Raw genomic sequence first — 13,877 nt, forward strand, 5'->3', positions numbered from 1 at the left:
CCTGGCACGCTCGACGGAGTTACCCCCCCCCCACCGGCGGGGGCCGTTCGCGCAGGTCCCCGCGTCCATTAACGGGGCGCGGGGAACTGCGCGATCTTTTAAACGGCAAGCTGGCCGACGGTGACTTCTCACCGTCGGCCAGCTCAAGCCACTGCGTTACGACCGCGGCTTCTCGCGCATCTCGTACGTCGCGATGACGTCGTCGACCTTGATGTCGTTGAAGTTTCCGAGGTTGATACCACCCTCGAAGCCTTCGCGGATCTCGGTGACGTCGTCCTTGAAGCGACGCAGACCGGAGATGTTGAGGTTCTCCGCGATGACCTTGCCGTCGCGGACGAGGCGCGCCTTGGTGTTGCGCTTGACCTCGCCCGAGCGGACCAGGACACCGGCGATGTTGCCCAGCTTGGACGACTTGAAGACCTCGCGGATCTCCGCCGTGCCGAGCTCGACCTCTTCGTACTCCGGCTTGAGCATGCCCTTGAGGGCCGCCTCGATCTCCTCGATGGCCTGGTAGATCACCGAGTAGTACCGGACGTCGACGCCCTCGCGCTCCGCCATCTGCGCCGCGCGGCCCGCAGCGCGGACGTTGAAGCCGATGACGATCGCGTCGGAGCCGGTCGCCAGGTTGATGTCCGACTCGGTGACCGCACCCACACCGCGGTGCAGGACACGGATGTCGACCTCGTCGCCGACGTCGAGCTGGAGCAGCGAGGACTCGAGAGCCTCCACCGAACCGGACGCGTCGCCCTTGATGATGAGGTTGAGTTCCTGCACCAGACCGGCCTTGAGGGCCTCGTCCAGGTTCTCCAGGGAGAACCGGACACCCCGGCGGGCGAAGTTGGCGTTGCGCTCACGCGCCGCGCGCTTCTCGGCGATCTGACGCGCCGTGCGGTCCTCGTCGACAACCAGGAAGTTGTCGCCGGCGCCCGGGACGTTGGTGAGACCGAGGACGAGGACCGGGGTCGAGGGACCCGCCTCTTCCACGTTCTCGCCCTTGTCGTCGAGCATCGCGCGGACACGGCCGTACGCGTCGCCGACCACCATGGTGTCGCCGACCCGCAGGGTGCCTCGCTGGACCAGGACGGTCGCGACGGCGCCGCGGCCACGGTCGAGGTGGGACTCGATCGCGATGCCCTGCGCGTCCTGCTCCGGGTTGGCCCGCAGGTCGAGCGAGGCGTCCGCGGTCAGGACCACGGCCTCCAGCAGCTCCTCGATGTTGAGGCCCTGCTTGGCGGAGATGTCGACGAACATCGTGTCGCCGCCGTACTCCTCGGCCACCAGACCGAACTCGGTGAGCTGACCGCGCACCTTGGTCGGGTCGGCACCCTCGACGTCGATCTTGTTGACCGCGACCACGATCGGCACGTCGGCCGCCTTGGCGTGGTTCAGCGCCTCGATCGTCTGGGGCATCACACCGTCGTTGGCCGCCACCACGAGGATCGCGATGTCGGTCGACTTCGCACCACGGGCACGCATGGCGGTGAACGCCTCGTGACCCGGGGTGTCGATGAAGGTGATCCTGCGCTCTTCTTCGTTGACCTGGGTCGTGACCTGGTACGCACCGATGTGCTGCGTGATACCGCCGGCCTCGCCCGCGACGACGTTCGTCTTGCGGATGGTGTCGAGAAGGCGGGTCTTACCGTGGTCGACGTGACCCATGACGGTCACGACCGGCGGACGCGCGACGAGGAACTCCTCGCCACCCTCGTCCTCGCCGAACTCGATGTCGAAGGACTCGAGCAGCTCGCGGTCCTCCTCCTCGGGGCTGACGATCTCGAGGACGAAGTTCATCTCGTCCGCGAGGAGCTTCAGCGTCTCGTCGGAGACGGACTGCGTGGCAGTGACCATCTCGCCGAGGTTCATCATCACGCCGACGAGCGACGCCGGGTTGGCGCCGATCTTCTCCGCGAAGTCGGTGAGGGACGCACCGCGCGACAGGCGGACGGACTGTCCGTTGCCGCGAGGCAGCATCACGCCGCCGACCGACGGGGCCTGCATGGCCTCGTACTCCTGGCGCCTCTGCCGCTTCGACTTGCGACCACGACGCGCCGGACCGCCGGGACGGCCGAACGCACCCTGCGTGCCACCACGGCCACCGGGACCACCCGGACGACCGCCGAAGCCGGGACGGCCACCGCCGCCACCGCCGGGACCACCGGGACGACCGGCGAAACCGCCGCCGCCACCGCCGGGACCAGCCGGACGACCCGCGAAGCCGCCACCGCCGCCACCGGGACGACCGGCGAAGCCGCCGCCACCCGGACGACCGCCGCCGCCACCGGGACCACCGGGACGACCGCCGCCGCCACCGGGACCGCGGCCACCGGGGCCACCACCGGGACGGGGACTGCCCGCAGCGGGACGCTGCGGCATCATGCCGGGGTTGGGACGGTTACCGGCGGGGCCACCGCCGGGACGCGGAGCGCCACCCTGCGGACGAGGCATGCCGCCCGGGGTCGGACGGGCACCGCCCGGACCGCCCTGCGGACGCGGAGCGCCGCCGGGACCGCCCTGGGGACGGGGACCACGGTCCTGACCCGCGCCCTGCGGACGCGGAGCGCCACCGGGACGGTCGCCACCGGGACGCGGGGCACCGCCCGGACGGGGCGCCTGGGGGCGCGCCATGCCGGTGGAGCCACCAGAGGTGAACGGGTTGTTGCCCGGACGCGGGCCGGCCGGACGAGCGCCGGGACGCGGGGCCTGGCCGCCGGGACGCGGGGCGCCCTGACGGTCGCCGCGCTCGGGACGGTCGCCGCGACCCTGACCACCCTGGCCGGGACCACCGGCCGGACGGGCACCGCCGGGACGCGGAGCCTGGCCACTGGGACGCGGGGCGCCCGGACGGGGACCTGCGGCGGGAGCCGCGGGAGCCGACGGGGGCGCGGTGAACTCGGCCGCGACCGGAGCCGGAGCCGCCGGAGCGGGCTTCGGGGCGGGCTTGGGACCCGGGGTCGGGCGCGGACCCGCAGCGGCCGGGGTGACCGGAGCCGCCGGAGTTGCCGGAGTGACCGGAGCAGCGGCCGGGCGCTCGGCCACGGCCGGCTTCGGGGCCGGCGGGCGCGGGGCGGCCGGACGGGCAGCCTGCGCCGGAGAGGGGGCACCCGGCTTCGCCGGGGCAGCCTTACGAGCGGGGGCGGGCTTGCCGCCACCGCTGCCCTGCTGGAGGGCGTCAGTCAGTTTGCGTACAACGGGCGCCTCGATCGTCGAGGACGCCGAACGGACGAATTCACCGAGTTCTTGGAGCTTGGCCATGACGACCTTGCTCTCAACCCCGAACTCCTTGGCGAGTTCGTATACCCGGACCTTAGCCACTTCGCTCCTTTTAGGTCCGGGATGCGTCCGGACCGTCGCTACTTCATGGGCGTACTCATCGCGTGCTCATCGAGTGCTCATCGCAATCTCGACCTACTTCCAACTCGCGGGGTACCAGGGCCGCACGGGGGTTCCGTACGACGCTCCTTACGGTGTTGCCTGCTCGACGCAGAGGCGCAACGCCGCTGTGTCGAGCGGTCCCGGGGCACGCAGCGCCCGTGGGAACGCCCGGCGGCGTACCGCCAGGTCGAAACAGACCAGGGCGGGGTGCACATATGCGCCCCGGCCGGGCAGCGTACCGCGATGATCGGGGACACATTCACCCTCGATCGCCACGATCCGCAGCAGATCAGTCTTGGCCGCTCGCTCCCGGCACCCCACACAGGTGCGTTCAGGGCATGCGCGGGCTCGCGTCCGGCCAGACACTCTTAAGTCTACCTCCCCGCACCGACCTCACCCCTTTGGGGCAAGAATCGAACGGTTGTTGTCGTGATCTAAGCCACCTACGGCTCAGAACTATTCCCGGTGCTGGTCCGCGCCGCGCCGAGCGGTCTCGTCGGACGGCTGCTCGGTGTCCGGACGGATGTCGATGCGCCAGCCGGTGAGGCGGGCCGCGAGGCGGGCGTTCTGGCCCTCCTTGCCGATCGCCAGCGACAGCTGGTAGTCCGGGACGGTCACGCGCGCGGAGCGGGCCGCGAGGTCCACGACCTCGACCTTCGAGACGCGGGCCGGGGAGAGCGCGTTCGCCACCATCTCGGCCGGGTCGTCCGACCAGTCGACGATGTCGATCTTCTCGCCGTTCAGCTCGGCCATCACGTTGCGCACCCGGCCGCCCATGGGGCCGATGCAGGCGCCCTTGGCGTTCAGACCCGAACGGGTGGACCTGACGGCGATCTTCGTACGGTGACCGGCCTCGCGTGCGATCGCGGAGATCTCGACGGAACCGTCGGCGATCTCCGGAACCTCCAGCGCGAAGAGCTTCTTCACCAGATTGGGATGCGTACGCGACAGGGTGACGGACGGACCGCGCACGCCCTTCGCCACCCGAACGACGTACGAGCGCAGCCGCAGCCCGTGCTGATACGTCTCTCCCGGGACCTGCTCCTGCACCGGCAGGATGGCCTCCAGCTTGCCGATGTCGACGAGCACGTTCTTGGGGTCGCGCCCCTGCTGTACGACACCCGTGACGATGTCGCCCTCACGCCCGGCGTACTCACCGAGCGTCGCGTCGTCCTCGGCGTCCCGCAGGCGCTGCAGGATGACCTGCTTGGCGGTGGTCGCGGCGATCCGGCCGAACCCCGACGGGGTGTCGTCGAACTCGCGTACCTCCTGCCCCTCCTCCAGGTCCTCGGGGTCCTCCTTCGCCCACACGGTCACATGGCCGGTCTCCCGGTCGAGCTTGACGCGCGCGTGGCGGCGGCTTCCCTCGGTGCGGTGGTAGGCGATGAGGAGGGCCGACTCGATCGCCTCGACCAGCAGGTCGAAGGAGATCTCCTTCTCCCGTACCAAGCCCCGCAGGGCACTCATGTCGATGTCCACGGCTACGCCTCCTCTGCGTTCTCTTCGTTCTTGTTCTTACGGTTGAACTCGACCTGGACGCGGGCCTTGGCGATGTCCTGGAAGGCGAGCCGCTTGGCGGTGGGCTTGCGCCCCTTCACGCCCGGCACCTCGACATCGACTCCCTCTTCGTCCACGTCGAGGATTCTCGCGACCAACTCGTCGCCGTCCCCCAGCTGGAACTTCACCAGGCGGTCCGTGGCGCGTACGTAGTGACGGTGCTCCTTGAGCTCACGCTCGGCACCGGGGGTTCCGACCTCGAGGGTGTACTCGCCCTCGCCCATCGCGTCCGTCTCGTCGAGCTTCGCCGAGAGCGCGCGGCTCACATCGGCGATCGCGTCCAGATCGGCACCTTCGTCCGAATCGACGACAACACGCAGCACACGCTTACGTCCGACCGAGTCCACTTCGACCTCTTCGAGGTCGAGGCCCTGAGAGCTGACGAGCGGTTCCAGCAGTACTCGCAGCCTCTCGCTCTGGGTGGTGCTCATCCGGGTGACTCCTCGGCCGCGTGTGCTGTTGTGGGTTGGTCGTGTGTCTGGTCAAAGGGTATCCGGTCGCAGAGGGTGTTGCCGTCCACCGTCCCCCGCCCCCGGGGGCTGAGTCGCGGGGCGAGCCCCTGGGGGGTGATCGGGTGGGGCACGGGTACCGTGATCACGGGCGTGCCGCCCTCCCTTTCGTACGAGCCTTCCGAGGACGTCTGCCGTGCCGTTCACCCTGCCGCCGCGCTCCCCCTCGGGGCCGCGCCGAAGGAGCCTGCTCGCCTCCGCCGCGGGCACCTTCGTGCTCGTGGGCTGTTCCGCCCCCGAGTCGTCCACCGACACCACGGTCGAGACCCCCTCGGCCGCGGACCGCGCACGCGCGCGTGCGGCCCGCGACAGCGAGACGCTCGCGGCACGCTACGCCGCCGTGATCACCGCCCATCCCCCACTGGCGGCCCGGCTGAAGCCACTGCGGGCGGAGGTCGTACGGCACGCGAAGGCGTTCGGGAGCAGCTCAGCCGCCGGCAGTCGGCCCTCCGCCTCCGGCTCGCCGTCGGCTTCCGCCTCGGCGCACCCCAGCCCCTCCCCCACCGTGCCCGCCCAGGAGAAGGACGCTCTCGCCGACCTCGCCACCGCCGAGCGCACCTTGGCCGACCAGCGGACGAAGGCCCTGCTGACGGTCCCGGGCGAGCTGGCCAGGCTGCTGGCCTCGGTGGCCGCGGCCGGCGCCGCACACGCGTTCCTGCTGACGGAGGGTGCCAAGTGAGCACGACCGAGGACACAAAGAGCACCAAGGAGGCCGAGCAAGCCGAGCTCGGCGCGTTGCAGGCCGCGCTCGCCGCCGAGCACGCCGTCGTCTACGGGTACGGAGTCGTCGGCGGCCGGATCGACGAGGGACGCCGGGGCGAGGCCCGCTCGGCGTACGACGCCCATCGGGCCCGGCGCGACGAACTCGCGCGCGCCGTACGGGACCTGGGCGGCAGGCCGGAGGTCTCCGCGGCGGCGTACGCGCTGCCGTTCGCCGTGAAGGACTCCGCCGCGGCCGTACAGCTCGCGGCCGACTTGGAGGAACGCGTGGCCGGGGCGTACTCCGACCTCGTACGCGCCTCCTCGGGCGATCGGCGGCGCACGGCCGCCGAGGCGCTGCGGGAGGCGGCGGTGCGGGCGGTGCGCTGGCGCGGGGAGAGCGTAGCCTTCCCTGGTCTCGCCGAGCGGGCGGCCCCCTCGGCCACCCCTGCCGCGGCGACGCCGTCGCCCTCGTGACGCGCCCCTGACGGCCCGGACGAGACGACCTGGACGACTTGGACGACTTGGACCAGCTGGAAAGGAACACCTCGCGCAATGGACTCGCGCATGGCCTTCGAACCGCCGCGGCGCCTGGTACGGGCACTCGGCGAGACGCAGCGGAGCGGGTCCAACGGCTCCGGCGGGTCCGACGGGACGGGCGAGTGGCTGGACAAGCTGCCCGTGCTGGCGCAACAGGCGATCGATCTACGCGAGTTGACCGTGGAGCGGGTGCAGGCACCCGGCGGCCGCAGCAGCCTTGTCCTGCTTGTCCGGCAGGCCGACGGGACGCCCGCCGTGCTGAAGCTGGCGCCGCCGCGGGCCCGTCCGGAGAGCGAGCGGGCCGCGCTCGCCCACTGGGACGGACGGGGCGCCGTACAGCTCCTCAACCCCGCCGACGCGCAGGGTGACACCCTCGGCGTACTGCTGTTGGAGCGCCTGCGTCCCGATCTGTCCGTGCGTTCGCTGCCGGAGGCGAAGGCTCTGCTGGAGGCGGCCGGGACGCTGCGACGGCTGTGGGTCGAACCACCCGCCACCCATGTCTTCGAGACCGTCGCCGAGCGGACCGGGCGGCAGGCCGAGGCGATGCGGGCGGCGGCGAGCGCCGACAGCGAGGTCGCGCCCCTGGTCGACGCGGCGCTCGCGGCCCGCGAGGAGCTCCTCGCCGGCCCGCCCGAGGAGCGGCTGCTGCACGGCACCTTCCGGCAGAGCAAGGTGCTCGCCGGTGAGCGCATGCCCTGGCTGGCCGTGGGCCCGGACCCGGTGGTCGGCGAGTGCGCCTTCGACCTGGCCCGGCTGGTCCGGGACCGGGTGGAGGACCTGATCGCGTCCCCTTCCGGATCGTCGATCACACGGCGACGGGTCAAGCGGCTCGCCGAGTCCCTGGAGGTGGACCAGGAGCGGCTGCGGGGCTGGACGTTGTTCCGGGCGGTCGAGTCCGGCGTACGGGCGGGGCGGGTCGGGCGTCCGCAGGACGCGGAGCTGCTGCTGGAGTTCGCGGGCTGGCTCTGACCGACCCTGCCAGGACCTAGCCCTGACTTCCTTGTGTGGTGGCGAGTTTGAGGGCCAGTACCGGGCAGTCGGCGGCGGCTCTGCGGGCGCGTTTCAGGGTGGTGGATGGAAGGGGGGCCTCGCCCAGGAGCGGGTAGCCCCACTCGTCGAGCGTGATGTGTTCGGGGAGGAGTTCCGCGCACAGGCCGTGGCCCTGGCAGGCGGTCCAGTCGACATCCAGACGGTGCGTGCGGTCCGCACGGTCGGTGCGGTGGGCGTGGCGGGCCATGTCAGTTCCTGTTCGCGGGGACGGGCAGCAGCGGGGTGTGGTCGGTCGCCGTGCAGTGGCCCGCGGCGTGCGCGTCGAGTTCGGCGGCGAAGGTCGTGAGCGCGCTGCGCACCAGGCGGACCGTGCCGTCGGGGTGGTGGCAGGCGCCGCGGCCCTCGACGAGTCCGGCCCAACGGGCGATGTCGTCGCGGGTGCCGCCCTGCGGACCGGGTGCGGCCAGGGTCTGGAAGGCGGCGGCGATACGGGGCAGACCGTTGAGGCAGGGTCCGCACTGGCCCGCCGACTCGAGGGCCAGGTAGCGCAGCACACGGGCGGTCTCGGCCAGGCCGCAGCGGCCTGTGGGCAGCGCGGCGAGCACGCCCGCGCCGAGGTCGGCGACGGTCAGCGTGCGGGTCGCGGCCCCGGCGGCCGGGAGCCAGGTGCCGTGGTAGCCGCCGACCAGGACCGCGCCGATGCCGTCCAGCGGGAGGAGACGGTGCAGCGGCATACCGAAGGGGGCTTCGACGACCCGTACCTCGCGGCCGGGCACATGCACCGTGCACAGGGCGCTGCCCGGTTCGGCCGGGGTGCCCACCGAGCGGAACCAGTCGGCGCCGTAGCGGGCGATCAGGGCGAGGTGGGCGAGCGTCTCGACGTTCTGGACGAGCGTCGGCGCGCGGTGCACGCCCTGTTCACGCACCGGGGGCCGCTGGTGGCGCGGGAGGGCCGCGTGTCCGCAGACGTACTGGGTGAGGGCCGAGGACTGGCCGGACAGGAAGCGCTTCGGGACGCGTACCGTGCGCACCCGCAGCGGGTCCCGTCGCTCGGCGAGCGCCGCTTCGAGGGGCGTGGCGTGGTCCTCGACCGCGAGGTACGCCTCCCCCGCGCCGACCGCTTCGGCCGCCAACTGCAGCCCGTCCAGGACGAGATGGGGCGACAGCCGCAGCAGCGTCCTGTCCTTCGCGCTCGCGGGCTCGCCCTCCGCGCCGTTGGCGACGACGACCGGGGTGCGACCGGTGCGGCGGCCCGCCTCGGCGACCGAGACCAGCTTGCGGTACGTGGGGAAGGCGGCGCCGCCGCGGCCGGTGAGCCCGGACTCGGCGATCGTGCGCAGCAGTTGGGCCGGGTCTCCGTGCACGACCGGGCCGTAGCGCTGCTCGTGGGTGGTGAAGCCGGCCGGGGCGCCACCGGGGGCGAGCAGGCGGGGTGGCATGTAGATGTCCGTAAAGGTGGTGGCCATGGTCGTCGCAGTCGCAGTCGCGGTTACTGTCACGGTCGTGGTCATGGGCGGGCTCCTTCGGGCGTACGGGCTTCGGCCGTACGGAGCAGGGTGGACGGGGATCGCCCGGAGGCTCGGGCCGCGTGGGCGACGCGGATGCCGAAGGCCGTGAGGACCGCGGCCACGCAGGAGATCGTCAGCCACAGCATCCAGCCGGCGCCGGTGTCCGTGCCGATGCCGATGCCGTGGATGAGCGCGATCGGCCAGGAGGCATAGGCCAGCCAGTGGACGGCGCGCCAGGCGCGGTGCCCGACGCGGGCTCGGAGCAGGCTGGTGATCAGTACCGCGACCATCAGATCGAGGGCCACCGTACCGAGGCCCAGCCAGAGGGGTTGGTAGGTGGAGGCGAACGGGACGAGGACGTCGAGGAGGCTGATGCTCACATAGCTGTCGACGACCGCGGCCGTGATGTGCAGGGCCAGAAAGACGGTGGCGGAGAGGGAGAGGACGCGGTGCAGCTGGACCGTCCCGAACCTCGGGAGGCCGGGGAGTCTGCCGCGCAGACGTACGGCGATGCCCAGGAGTACGACGACGGTGAACAGGACCAGGCTGACCGCTCCGGTGGCCCTGTTGGCGTACCAGAGGAGGGAGGAGTCGCTCATGCGGCGGCCTCGGGTCCGGACCAGGCCGGGCCGGAAGTCGGCCAGCCCGGTGTCGTCACCACCGTGCCGTCCTTCGCCACCAGACGTGCGGGCAGGCCGAGCCTTGCCAGCCACCGTTCCGCGCCCGCGCCCTTGACCAGAGCCGCCGTGCCGGCCGCGTTGGCGTCCGCGCAGGTCGCGGCGGCCACGGAGACGGTGCGCCAGGGGGTCTCGGCGGGCAGGCCGGTGTACGGGTCGACGATGTGGTGGAGATCGTGGGCGCCCCGGCGCCAGCGGCGGGCGGTGGTGCCGGAGGTCGCGAGGCCGCCGCTCCGGATGGCGACCATGGCGTACGTCCCCGGCGCGGGTGTCTCCTCGACCGGGCCCGTGGCGTCCTGGACGCGGATGCGCCAGCCGTCTGCCGGGGGGTCGCCGGCCACGGCCGTGTCGCCGCCCAGGCTCACCAGGACTCCGCAGCCCGCCGCCTCGGCGAGCAGGGCGGCGGCCTTGTCGGCGGCCCAGGCCTTGGCCGTGGCGCCCAGGTCGAGCTGGACCCCGGCCGGGACGGTGACCGTGTCGGTCGCGCGGTCCAGGGTCACCGCGCGCCAGCCCGGGACCGGGCGGACGGTGAGCCGGACCGGGCGGTCGTCCTCCTGGACCAGCCGGAAGTCGCGGTCGTAGCCGAGGGCGCCGATGGCCGAGCCGACCGTGGGATCGACGGTCCCGTCGGTCGCGGCGGCGGCGCGCAGGGCGACGGCCAGCGCCTCGGCGAGCAGCGGGCTGACCCTGACCGGGCGGCCCTGTGCCTGGTCGAGGGCCACCAGTTCCGAGTCCTGGCGGAACCGGCTGCACGCGGCGTCGACCTCGGCGAGGTGCCGGGCGAGAAGCAGGTTGCAGGAGTCCAGCAGGGCCGGATCGGTGGTGACCAGGCGGACGCTGGTGCCGAGGGCGCGCCAGTCGGCGGCGGCCGTGGTGCGGCGGGTGAGCGTGGCCATCACGACGCCCCCGAGGTGGAGTCGGCGGTGCCGCCGCTGGAGGAGGTGGGGCTGGCGGAGGGGGCCTGAAGGGTCGAGTCCGTACTGCCGCTCGAATCGCTGTCGCTGCCCGTGGTCGACGACTCCGAACCGGACGACTCCGTACTCGTCGCACTCGTCGCACTCGTCGTGCCGCTCGCAGCCGTGTCCGCGTCCGCCTGCATTGTGCCGACCAGGGCGAAGACCCCGGCTGCCGCCGCCAGCGTGACCGCCGCCGCAGCGGCCGCCGTGCGCCGTGCTCCTCTGCGGACCGCCGCGGCGGCCCCCCGCTCGCTGCCTGTCATGGCTGCTCCCCTCCGAATGACGCTCTGTCACGTCCTACGGTCGGGGAGCAGCCTGAGAGAAGTCTGTGAGGCACCCGTACGCCTCGAAAGAAGTCTCTGAGAGACGTCTTTGATTTCAGACTTCAAGCAGTTCGGCTACTCGGCCGGTTCTGCTACTCGGCCGCCAGGCGGGCGATCGCCTCGTCCACGGTCAGCTCCTCGCGCTCGCCGGTGCGGCGGTCCTTCAGCTCGAGGACGCCCTCGGCCGAGCGGCGCCCGGCCACCAGGATCTTCGGTACGCCGATGAGCTCGGCGTCCGTGAACTTCACGCCCGGGGAGACCCCGGCGCGGTCGTCCACGAGGACGCGTACGCCCGCCGCGCCGAGCTTCTCCGACACGTCGAGGGCGAGCTCGGTCTGCAGGGCCTTGCCGGCGGCGACGACGTGGACGTCGGCGGGAGCGATCTCCTTGGGCCAGCACAGCCCCTGCTCGTCGGCCGACTGCTCGGCGAGCGCCGCGACCGCGCGGGAGACGCCGATGCCGTACGAGCCCATGGTCACGCGGACCGGCTTGCCCTGCTGGCCGAGGACGTCGAGCTGGAAGGTGTCGGCGTACTTGCGGCCGAGCTGGAAGATGTGGCCGATCTCGATGGCGCGGTCCAGCTTGAGGCCGGTGCCGCACTTGGGGCACGGGTCGCCCTCTTCCACCACGACGACGTCCAGGTGGTCGTCGACCTCGAAGTCGCGGCCGGCCACGACGTTCTTCGCGTGCGTGTTGACCTTGTTGGCGCCGGTGATCCAGGCCGTGCCGGGGGCCACCCGCGGGTCGGCGATGTAGCGGACCTTCTCCAGGCCCTGCGGGCCGACGTAACCGCGGACGAGGTCGCCGCGGCCCTCGAAGTCCTCGGCGGTGACGAGTTCGACGACGGCGGGCGCGAGGTGCTCGCCCAGCTTGCCGAGGTCGACCTCGCGGTTGCCGGGGACGCCTACGGCCACGATCTCGCCGTCGACCTTGACCAGGAGGTTCTTGAGGGTGGCGGAGGCCGGGACGCCGAGGTGCTGGGCGAGCGTCTCGATGGTGGGGGTGTCGGGGGTGTCCAGCTCCTCGACCGGGCCGACGCCGGAGCCGTCCACCGGCTTCAGGGCGAAGGTGACGGCCTCCGTGTTGGCCGCGTAGTCGCAGGACGGGCAGTCCACGAAGGTGTCCTCACCGGCCGCGGCGGGCGCGAGGAACTCCTCCGACGCCGAGCCGCCCATGGCGCCCGAGACGGCCGACACGATGCGGTAGTCCAGGCCCAGGCGGGCGAAGATCTTCTGGTAGGCGGCGCGGTGCAGCGCGTACGACTCCGCGAGGCCCTCGTCCGTCGTGTCGAAGGAGTAGGAGTCCTTCATCTGGAACTCGCGGCCGCGCAGCACGCCGGAGCGCGGGCGGGCCTCGTCGCGGTACTTCGTCTGGATCTGGTACAGCATGACCGGCAGGTCCTTGTAGGACGCGACCTGGTCCTTCACGACGAGCGTGAAGATCTCCTCGTGGGTCGGGCCGAGCAGGTACTCGCCGCCCTTGCGGTCCTTCAGACGGAAGAGGAGGTCGCCGTACTCCTCCCAGCGGGCGGAGGCCTCGTAGGGCTCCTTGGGCAGCAGGGCCGGCAGGAGGACCTCCTGCGCCCCGATGGCGTCCATCTCCTCGCGTACCACCCGGGAGATGTTGTCGAGGACCTTCTTGCCGAGCGGCAGCCAGGTCCAGATGCCGGCGGAGTTGCGGCGTACGTAGCCGGCGCGGACGAGCAGCTTGTGACTGAGCGTCTCGGCGTCCGCCGGGTCGTCACGCAGTGTCTTGACCATCAAACGGGACATGCGCTGGACCTGGGCCATGGTTCTCGACTCCTGCTGCGTAAGGGTGATGGCTAGGAGGTTAGCCGGGCGGCCCATCCCGGTGGAAATCGGTTGGTCCCCCGGCCGGAGGGCAGGCCCAGGCGCTCAGCGCCTGCGCAGGGGCAGCGGAGCGCCCATGACGGCGTACGGCTTGGGTGCGCTGGGGAAGAGAACCTGCCGCGCGAGGTCCTCGTACCCGAGGGAGCGGTACAGGCCGCGGGCCGGGCTGTCGGTGTCGATGGCGGAGAGGATCGAGCGGGGTTCGGTGGCGCTGTCCGTGATGCCGGTGATCAGGGACCGGCCCAGGCCGTGGTTCTGGTAGTGCGGGTGGACGTGCAGCTCGGTGATCACGAAGGAGTGGTCGAGCCAGGCGTCGCGTCCCTGGGCGCGCAGATACGGTTCCACGACGGTGGACCACCAGTGGGTGCGGTCGTTGGGCATGCCGTAGACGAAGCCGACGAGCCGTCCGTCGACCGTCGTCGCGCCGAGTGCGCGGGCTCCCGGGTAGGTGAGGTGACGCAGCACGATCTGACGGCGTACGGCGATCTCGTCGGCGCCCAGCCCGAAGGCGAGGGCCTGCACGGCGAGCGCCTCGTCGACGCGCGCCGCGAGATCCAGCGGGCCGACGACCACGTCGTCGGGGTTGCGGGGGCCCTGACCGGGAAAGCGCAGCATGCCGGGGAGACTACCGGGGCGCTTCGCCGGATCGCGCCGGGACTACGGGAGGTTGTGTCGGGTGCGGCCGGGTCACGGGCCGATCGGGAGTCCTTCTGGGGCCGGTCCGAGGTCGGTCGGGAGCCGGTCCGAGGTCGGTCGGGGGCCGGTCCGAGGTCGGTCGAGGAGTTCCCCGGGCCTCTGCGAGCGCTAGGTCCTGTCGTCACATTCCCGTCGTCCGCCCGGAGGGCGGGCCCTGCGGCGTCATGGGGGTCCCCCCTGCTCGAGCGGAGTCGAGAGCT

The 13,877-nt window shown here is 72.1% G+C and carries 14 protein-coding genes; 3 read left to right on the top strand and 11 right to left on the bottom strand.

What is annotated here, in order from left to right; all coding sequences use genetic code 11:
* Positions 1 to 156 precede the first annotated feature (156 nt).
* The 4 genes from infB to rimP form a co-directional block, all read right to left on the bottom strand.
* Positions 157 to 3,312, bottom strand: coding sequence for a translation initiation factor IF-2 (infB, locus tag ACFVWD_RS54700; protein WP_389606357.1), 3,156 nt, complete (start codon positions 3,310 to 3,312; stop codon positions 157 to 159).
* A gap of 147 nt (positions 3,313 to 3,459) precedes the next feature.
* On the bottom strand, positions 3,460 to 3,738 hold the full coding sequence (locus tag ACFVWD_RS54705) for a YlxR family protein (RefSeq protein WP_389606359.1): 279 nt from the start codon (positions 3,736 to 3,738) through the stop codon (positions 3,460 to 3,462).
* A gap of 90 nt (positions 3,739 to 3,828) precedes the next feature.
* The gene (nusA, locus tag ACFVWD_RS54710; RefSeq protein WP_101400981.1) at positions 3,829 to 4,851 is read right to left on the bottom strand and encodes a transcription termination factor NusA; all 1,023 of its coding nucleotides are present in this window, start codon (positions 4,849 to 4,851) and stop codon (positions 3,829 to 3,831) included.
* A gap of 2 nt (positions 4,852 to 4,853) precedes the next feature.
* Positions 4,854 to 5,360 carry a ribosome maturation factor RimP gene (gene rimP, locus ACFVWD_RS54715; protein ID WP_385385141.1) on the bottom strand — a complete coding sequence of 169 codons (507 nt, stop codon included), beginning with the start codon at positions 5,358 to 5,360 and terminating at the stop codon, positions 4,854 to 4,856.
* A gap of 214 nt (positions 5,361 to 5,574) precedes the next feature.
* On the opposite strand from rimP, the gene ACFVWD_RS54720 reads away from it, so the two are divergent.
* From ACFVWD_RS54720 to ACFVWD_RS54730, 3 genes are all read left to right on the top strand, one after another.
* A complete protein-coding gene (locus ACFVWD_RS54720) occupies positions 5,575 to 6,117 on the top strand; it encodes a hypothetical protein (protein ID WP_389606362.1) in 543 nt (180 codons plus the stop codon).
* Complete coding sequence (locus ACFVWD_RS54725; protein WP_384912136.1) at positions 6,114 to 6,614, top strand: ferritin-like domain-containing protein; 501 nt, start codon at positions 6,114 to 6,116, stop codon at positions 6,612 to 6,614. The genes ACFVWD_RS54720 and ACFVWD_RS54725 overlap by 4 nt, the downstream gene beginning before the upstream one ends.
* A gap of 90 nt (positions 6,615 to 6,704) precedes the next feature.
* Entirely contained in the window at positions 6,705 to 7,646 is a 942-nt protein-coding gene (locus tag ACFVWD_RS54730; RefSeq protein ID WP_389606374.1) for an aminoglycoside phosphotransferase family protein, read from the top strand.
* A gap of 16 nt (positions 7,647 to 7,662) precedes the next feature.
* Here the strand turns inward: ACFVWD_RS54730 and ACFVWD_RS54735 are convergent, their stop codons facing one another.
* The 7 genes from ACFVWD_RS54735 to ACFVWD_RS54765 form a co-directional block, all read right to left on the bottom strand.
* Entirely contained in the window at positions 7,663 to 7,914 is a 252-nt protein-coding gene (locus ACFVWD_RS54735) for a ferredoxin (RefSeq protein ID WP_168511710.1), read from the bottom strand.
* Between the two features lies 1 nt (position 7,915).
* Complete coding sequence (locus ACFVWD_RS54740) at positions 7,916 to 9,178, bottom strand: NADH-ubiquinone oxidoreductase-F iron-sulfur binding region domain-containing protein (RefSeq protein ID WP_389606364.1); 1,263 nt, start codon at positions 9,176 to 9,178, stop codon at positions 7,916 to 7,918.
* The gene (locus ACFVWD_RS54745; RefSeq protein WP_389606366.1) at positions 9,175 to 9,774 is read right to left on the bottom strand and encodes a ferric reductase-like transmembrane domain-containing protein; all 600 of its coding nucleotides are present in this window, start codon (positions 9,772 to 9,774) and stop codon (positions 9,175 to 9,177) included. The genes ACFVWD_RS54740 and ACFVWD_RS54745 overlap by 4 nt, the downstream gene beginning before the upstream one ends.
* Positions 9,771 to 10,748, bottom strand: a complete 978-nt coding sequence (locus ACFVWD_RS54750; RefSeq protein WP_389606368.1) for an FAD:protein FMN transferase — start codon at positions 10,746 to 10,748, stop codon at positions 9,771 to 9,773. Before ACFVWD_RS54750 ends, ACFVWD_RS54745 begins: the two co-directional genes overlap by 4 nt.
* Positions 10,748 to 11,071 (bottom strand): hypothetical protein, encoded by a 324-nt coding sequence (locus ACFVWD_RS54755; RefSeq protein ID WP_389606370.1) that lies wholly within the window; start codon positions 11,069 to 11,071, stop codon positions 10,748 to 10,750. Before ACFVWD_RS54755 ends, ACFVWD_RS54750 begins: the two co-directional genes overlap by 1 nt.
* A gap of 152 nt (positions 11,072 to 11,223) precedes the next feature.
* Positions 11,224 to 12,921, bottom strand: a complete 1,698-nt coding sequence (locus ACFVWD_RS54760; protein WP_389606372.1) for a proline--tRNA ligase — start codon at positions 12,919 to 12,921, stop codon at positions 11,224 to 11,226.
* A gap of 105 nt (positions 12,922 to 13,026) precedes the next feature.
* On the bottom strand, positions 13,027 to 13,596 hold the full coding sequence (locus ACFVWD_RS54765) for a GNAT family N-acetyltransferase (RefSeq protein ID WP_101400976.1): 570 nt from the start codon (positions 13,594 to 13,596) through the stop codon (positions 13,027 to 13,029).
* Positions 13,597 to 13,877: the final 281 nt, after the last annotated feature.

It is taken from the genome of Streptomyces sp. NPDC058086 (assembly GCF_042885015.1).
In the GTDB taxonomy this organism is placed as follows: Bacteria; Actinomycetota; Actinomycetes; order Streptomycetales; family Streptomycetaceae; genus Streptomyces.

Coding starts and splice junctions, on each gene's coding strand:
- ACFVWD_RS54760 (WP_389606372.1), bottom strand. CDS start 12,921: ATGGCCCAGGTCCAGCGCATGTCCCGTTTGATGGTCAAGACACTGCGT.
- ACFVWD_RS54745 (WP_389606366.1), bottom strand. CDS start 9,774: ATGAGCGACTCCTCCCTCCTCTGGTACGCCAACAGGGCCACCGGAGCG.
- rimP (WP_385385141.1), bottom strand. CDS start 5,360: ATGAGCACCACCCAGAGCGAGAGGCTGCGAGTACTGCTGGAACCGCTC.
- ACFVWD_RS54750 (WP_389606368.1), bottom strand. CDS start 10,748: ATGGCCACGCTCACCCGCCGCACCACGGCCGCCGCCGACTGGCGCGCC.
- ACFVWD_RS54735 (WP_168511710.1), bottom strand. CDS start 7,914: ATGGCCCGCCACGCCCACCGCACCGACCGTGCGGACCGCACGCACCGT.
- ACFVWD_RS54740 (WP_389606364.1), bottom strand. CDS start 9,178: ATGACCACGACCGTGACAGTAACCGCGACTGCGACTGCGACGACCATG.
- ACFVWD_RS54730 (WP_389606374.1), top strand. CDS start 6,705: ATGGCCTTCGAACCGCCGCGGCGCCTGGTACGGGCACTCGGCGAGACG.
- ACFVWD_RS54765 (WP_101400976.1), bottom strand. CDS start 13,596: ATGCTGCGCTTTCCCGGTCAGGGCCCCCGCAACCCCGACGACGTGGTC.
- ACFVWD_RS54755 (WP_389606370.1), bottom strand. CDS start 11,071: ATGACAGGCAGCGAGCGGGGGGCCGCCGCGGCGGTCCGCAGAGGAGCA.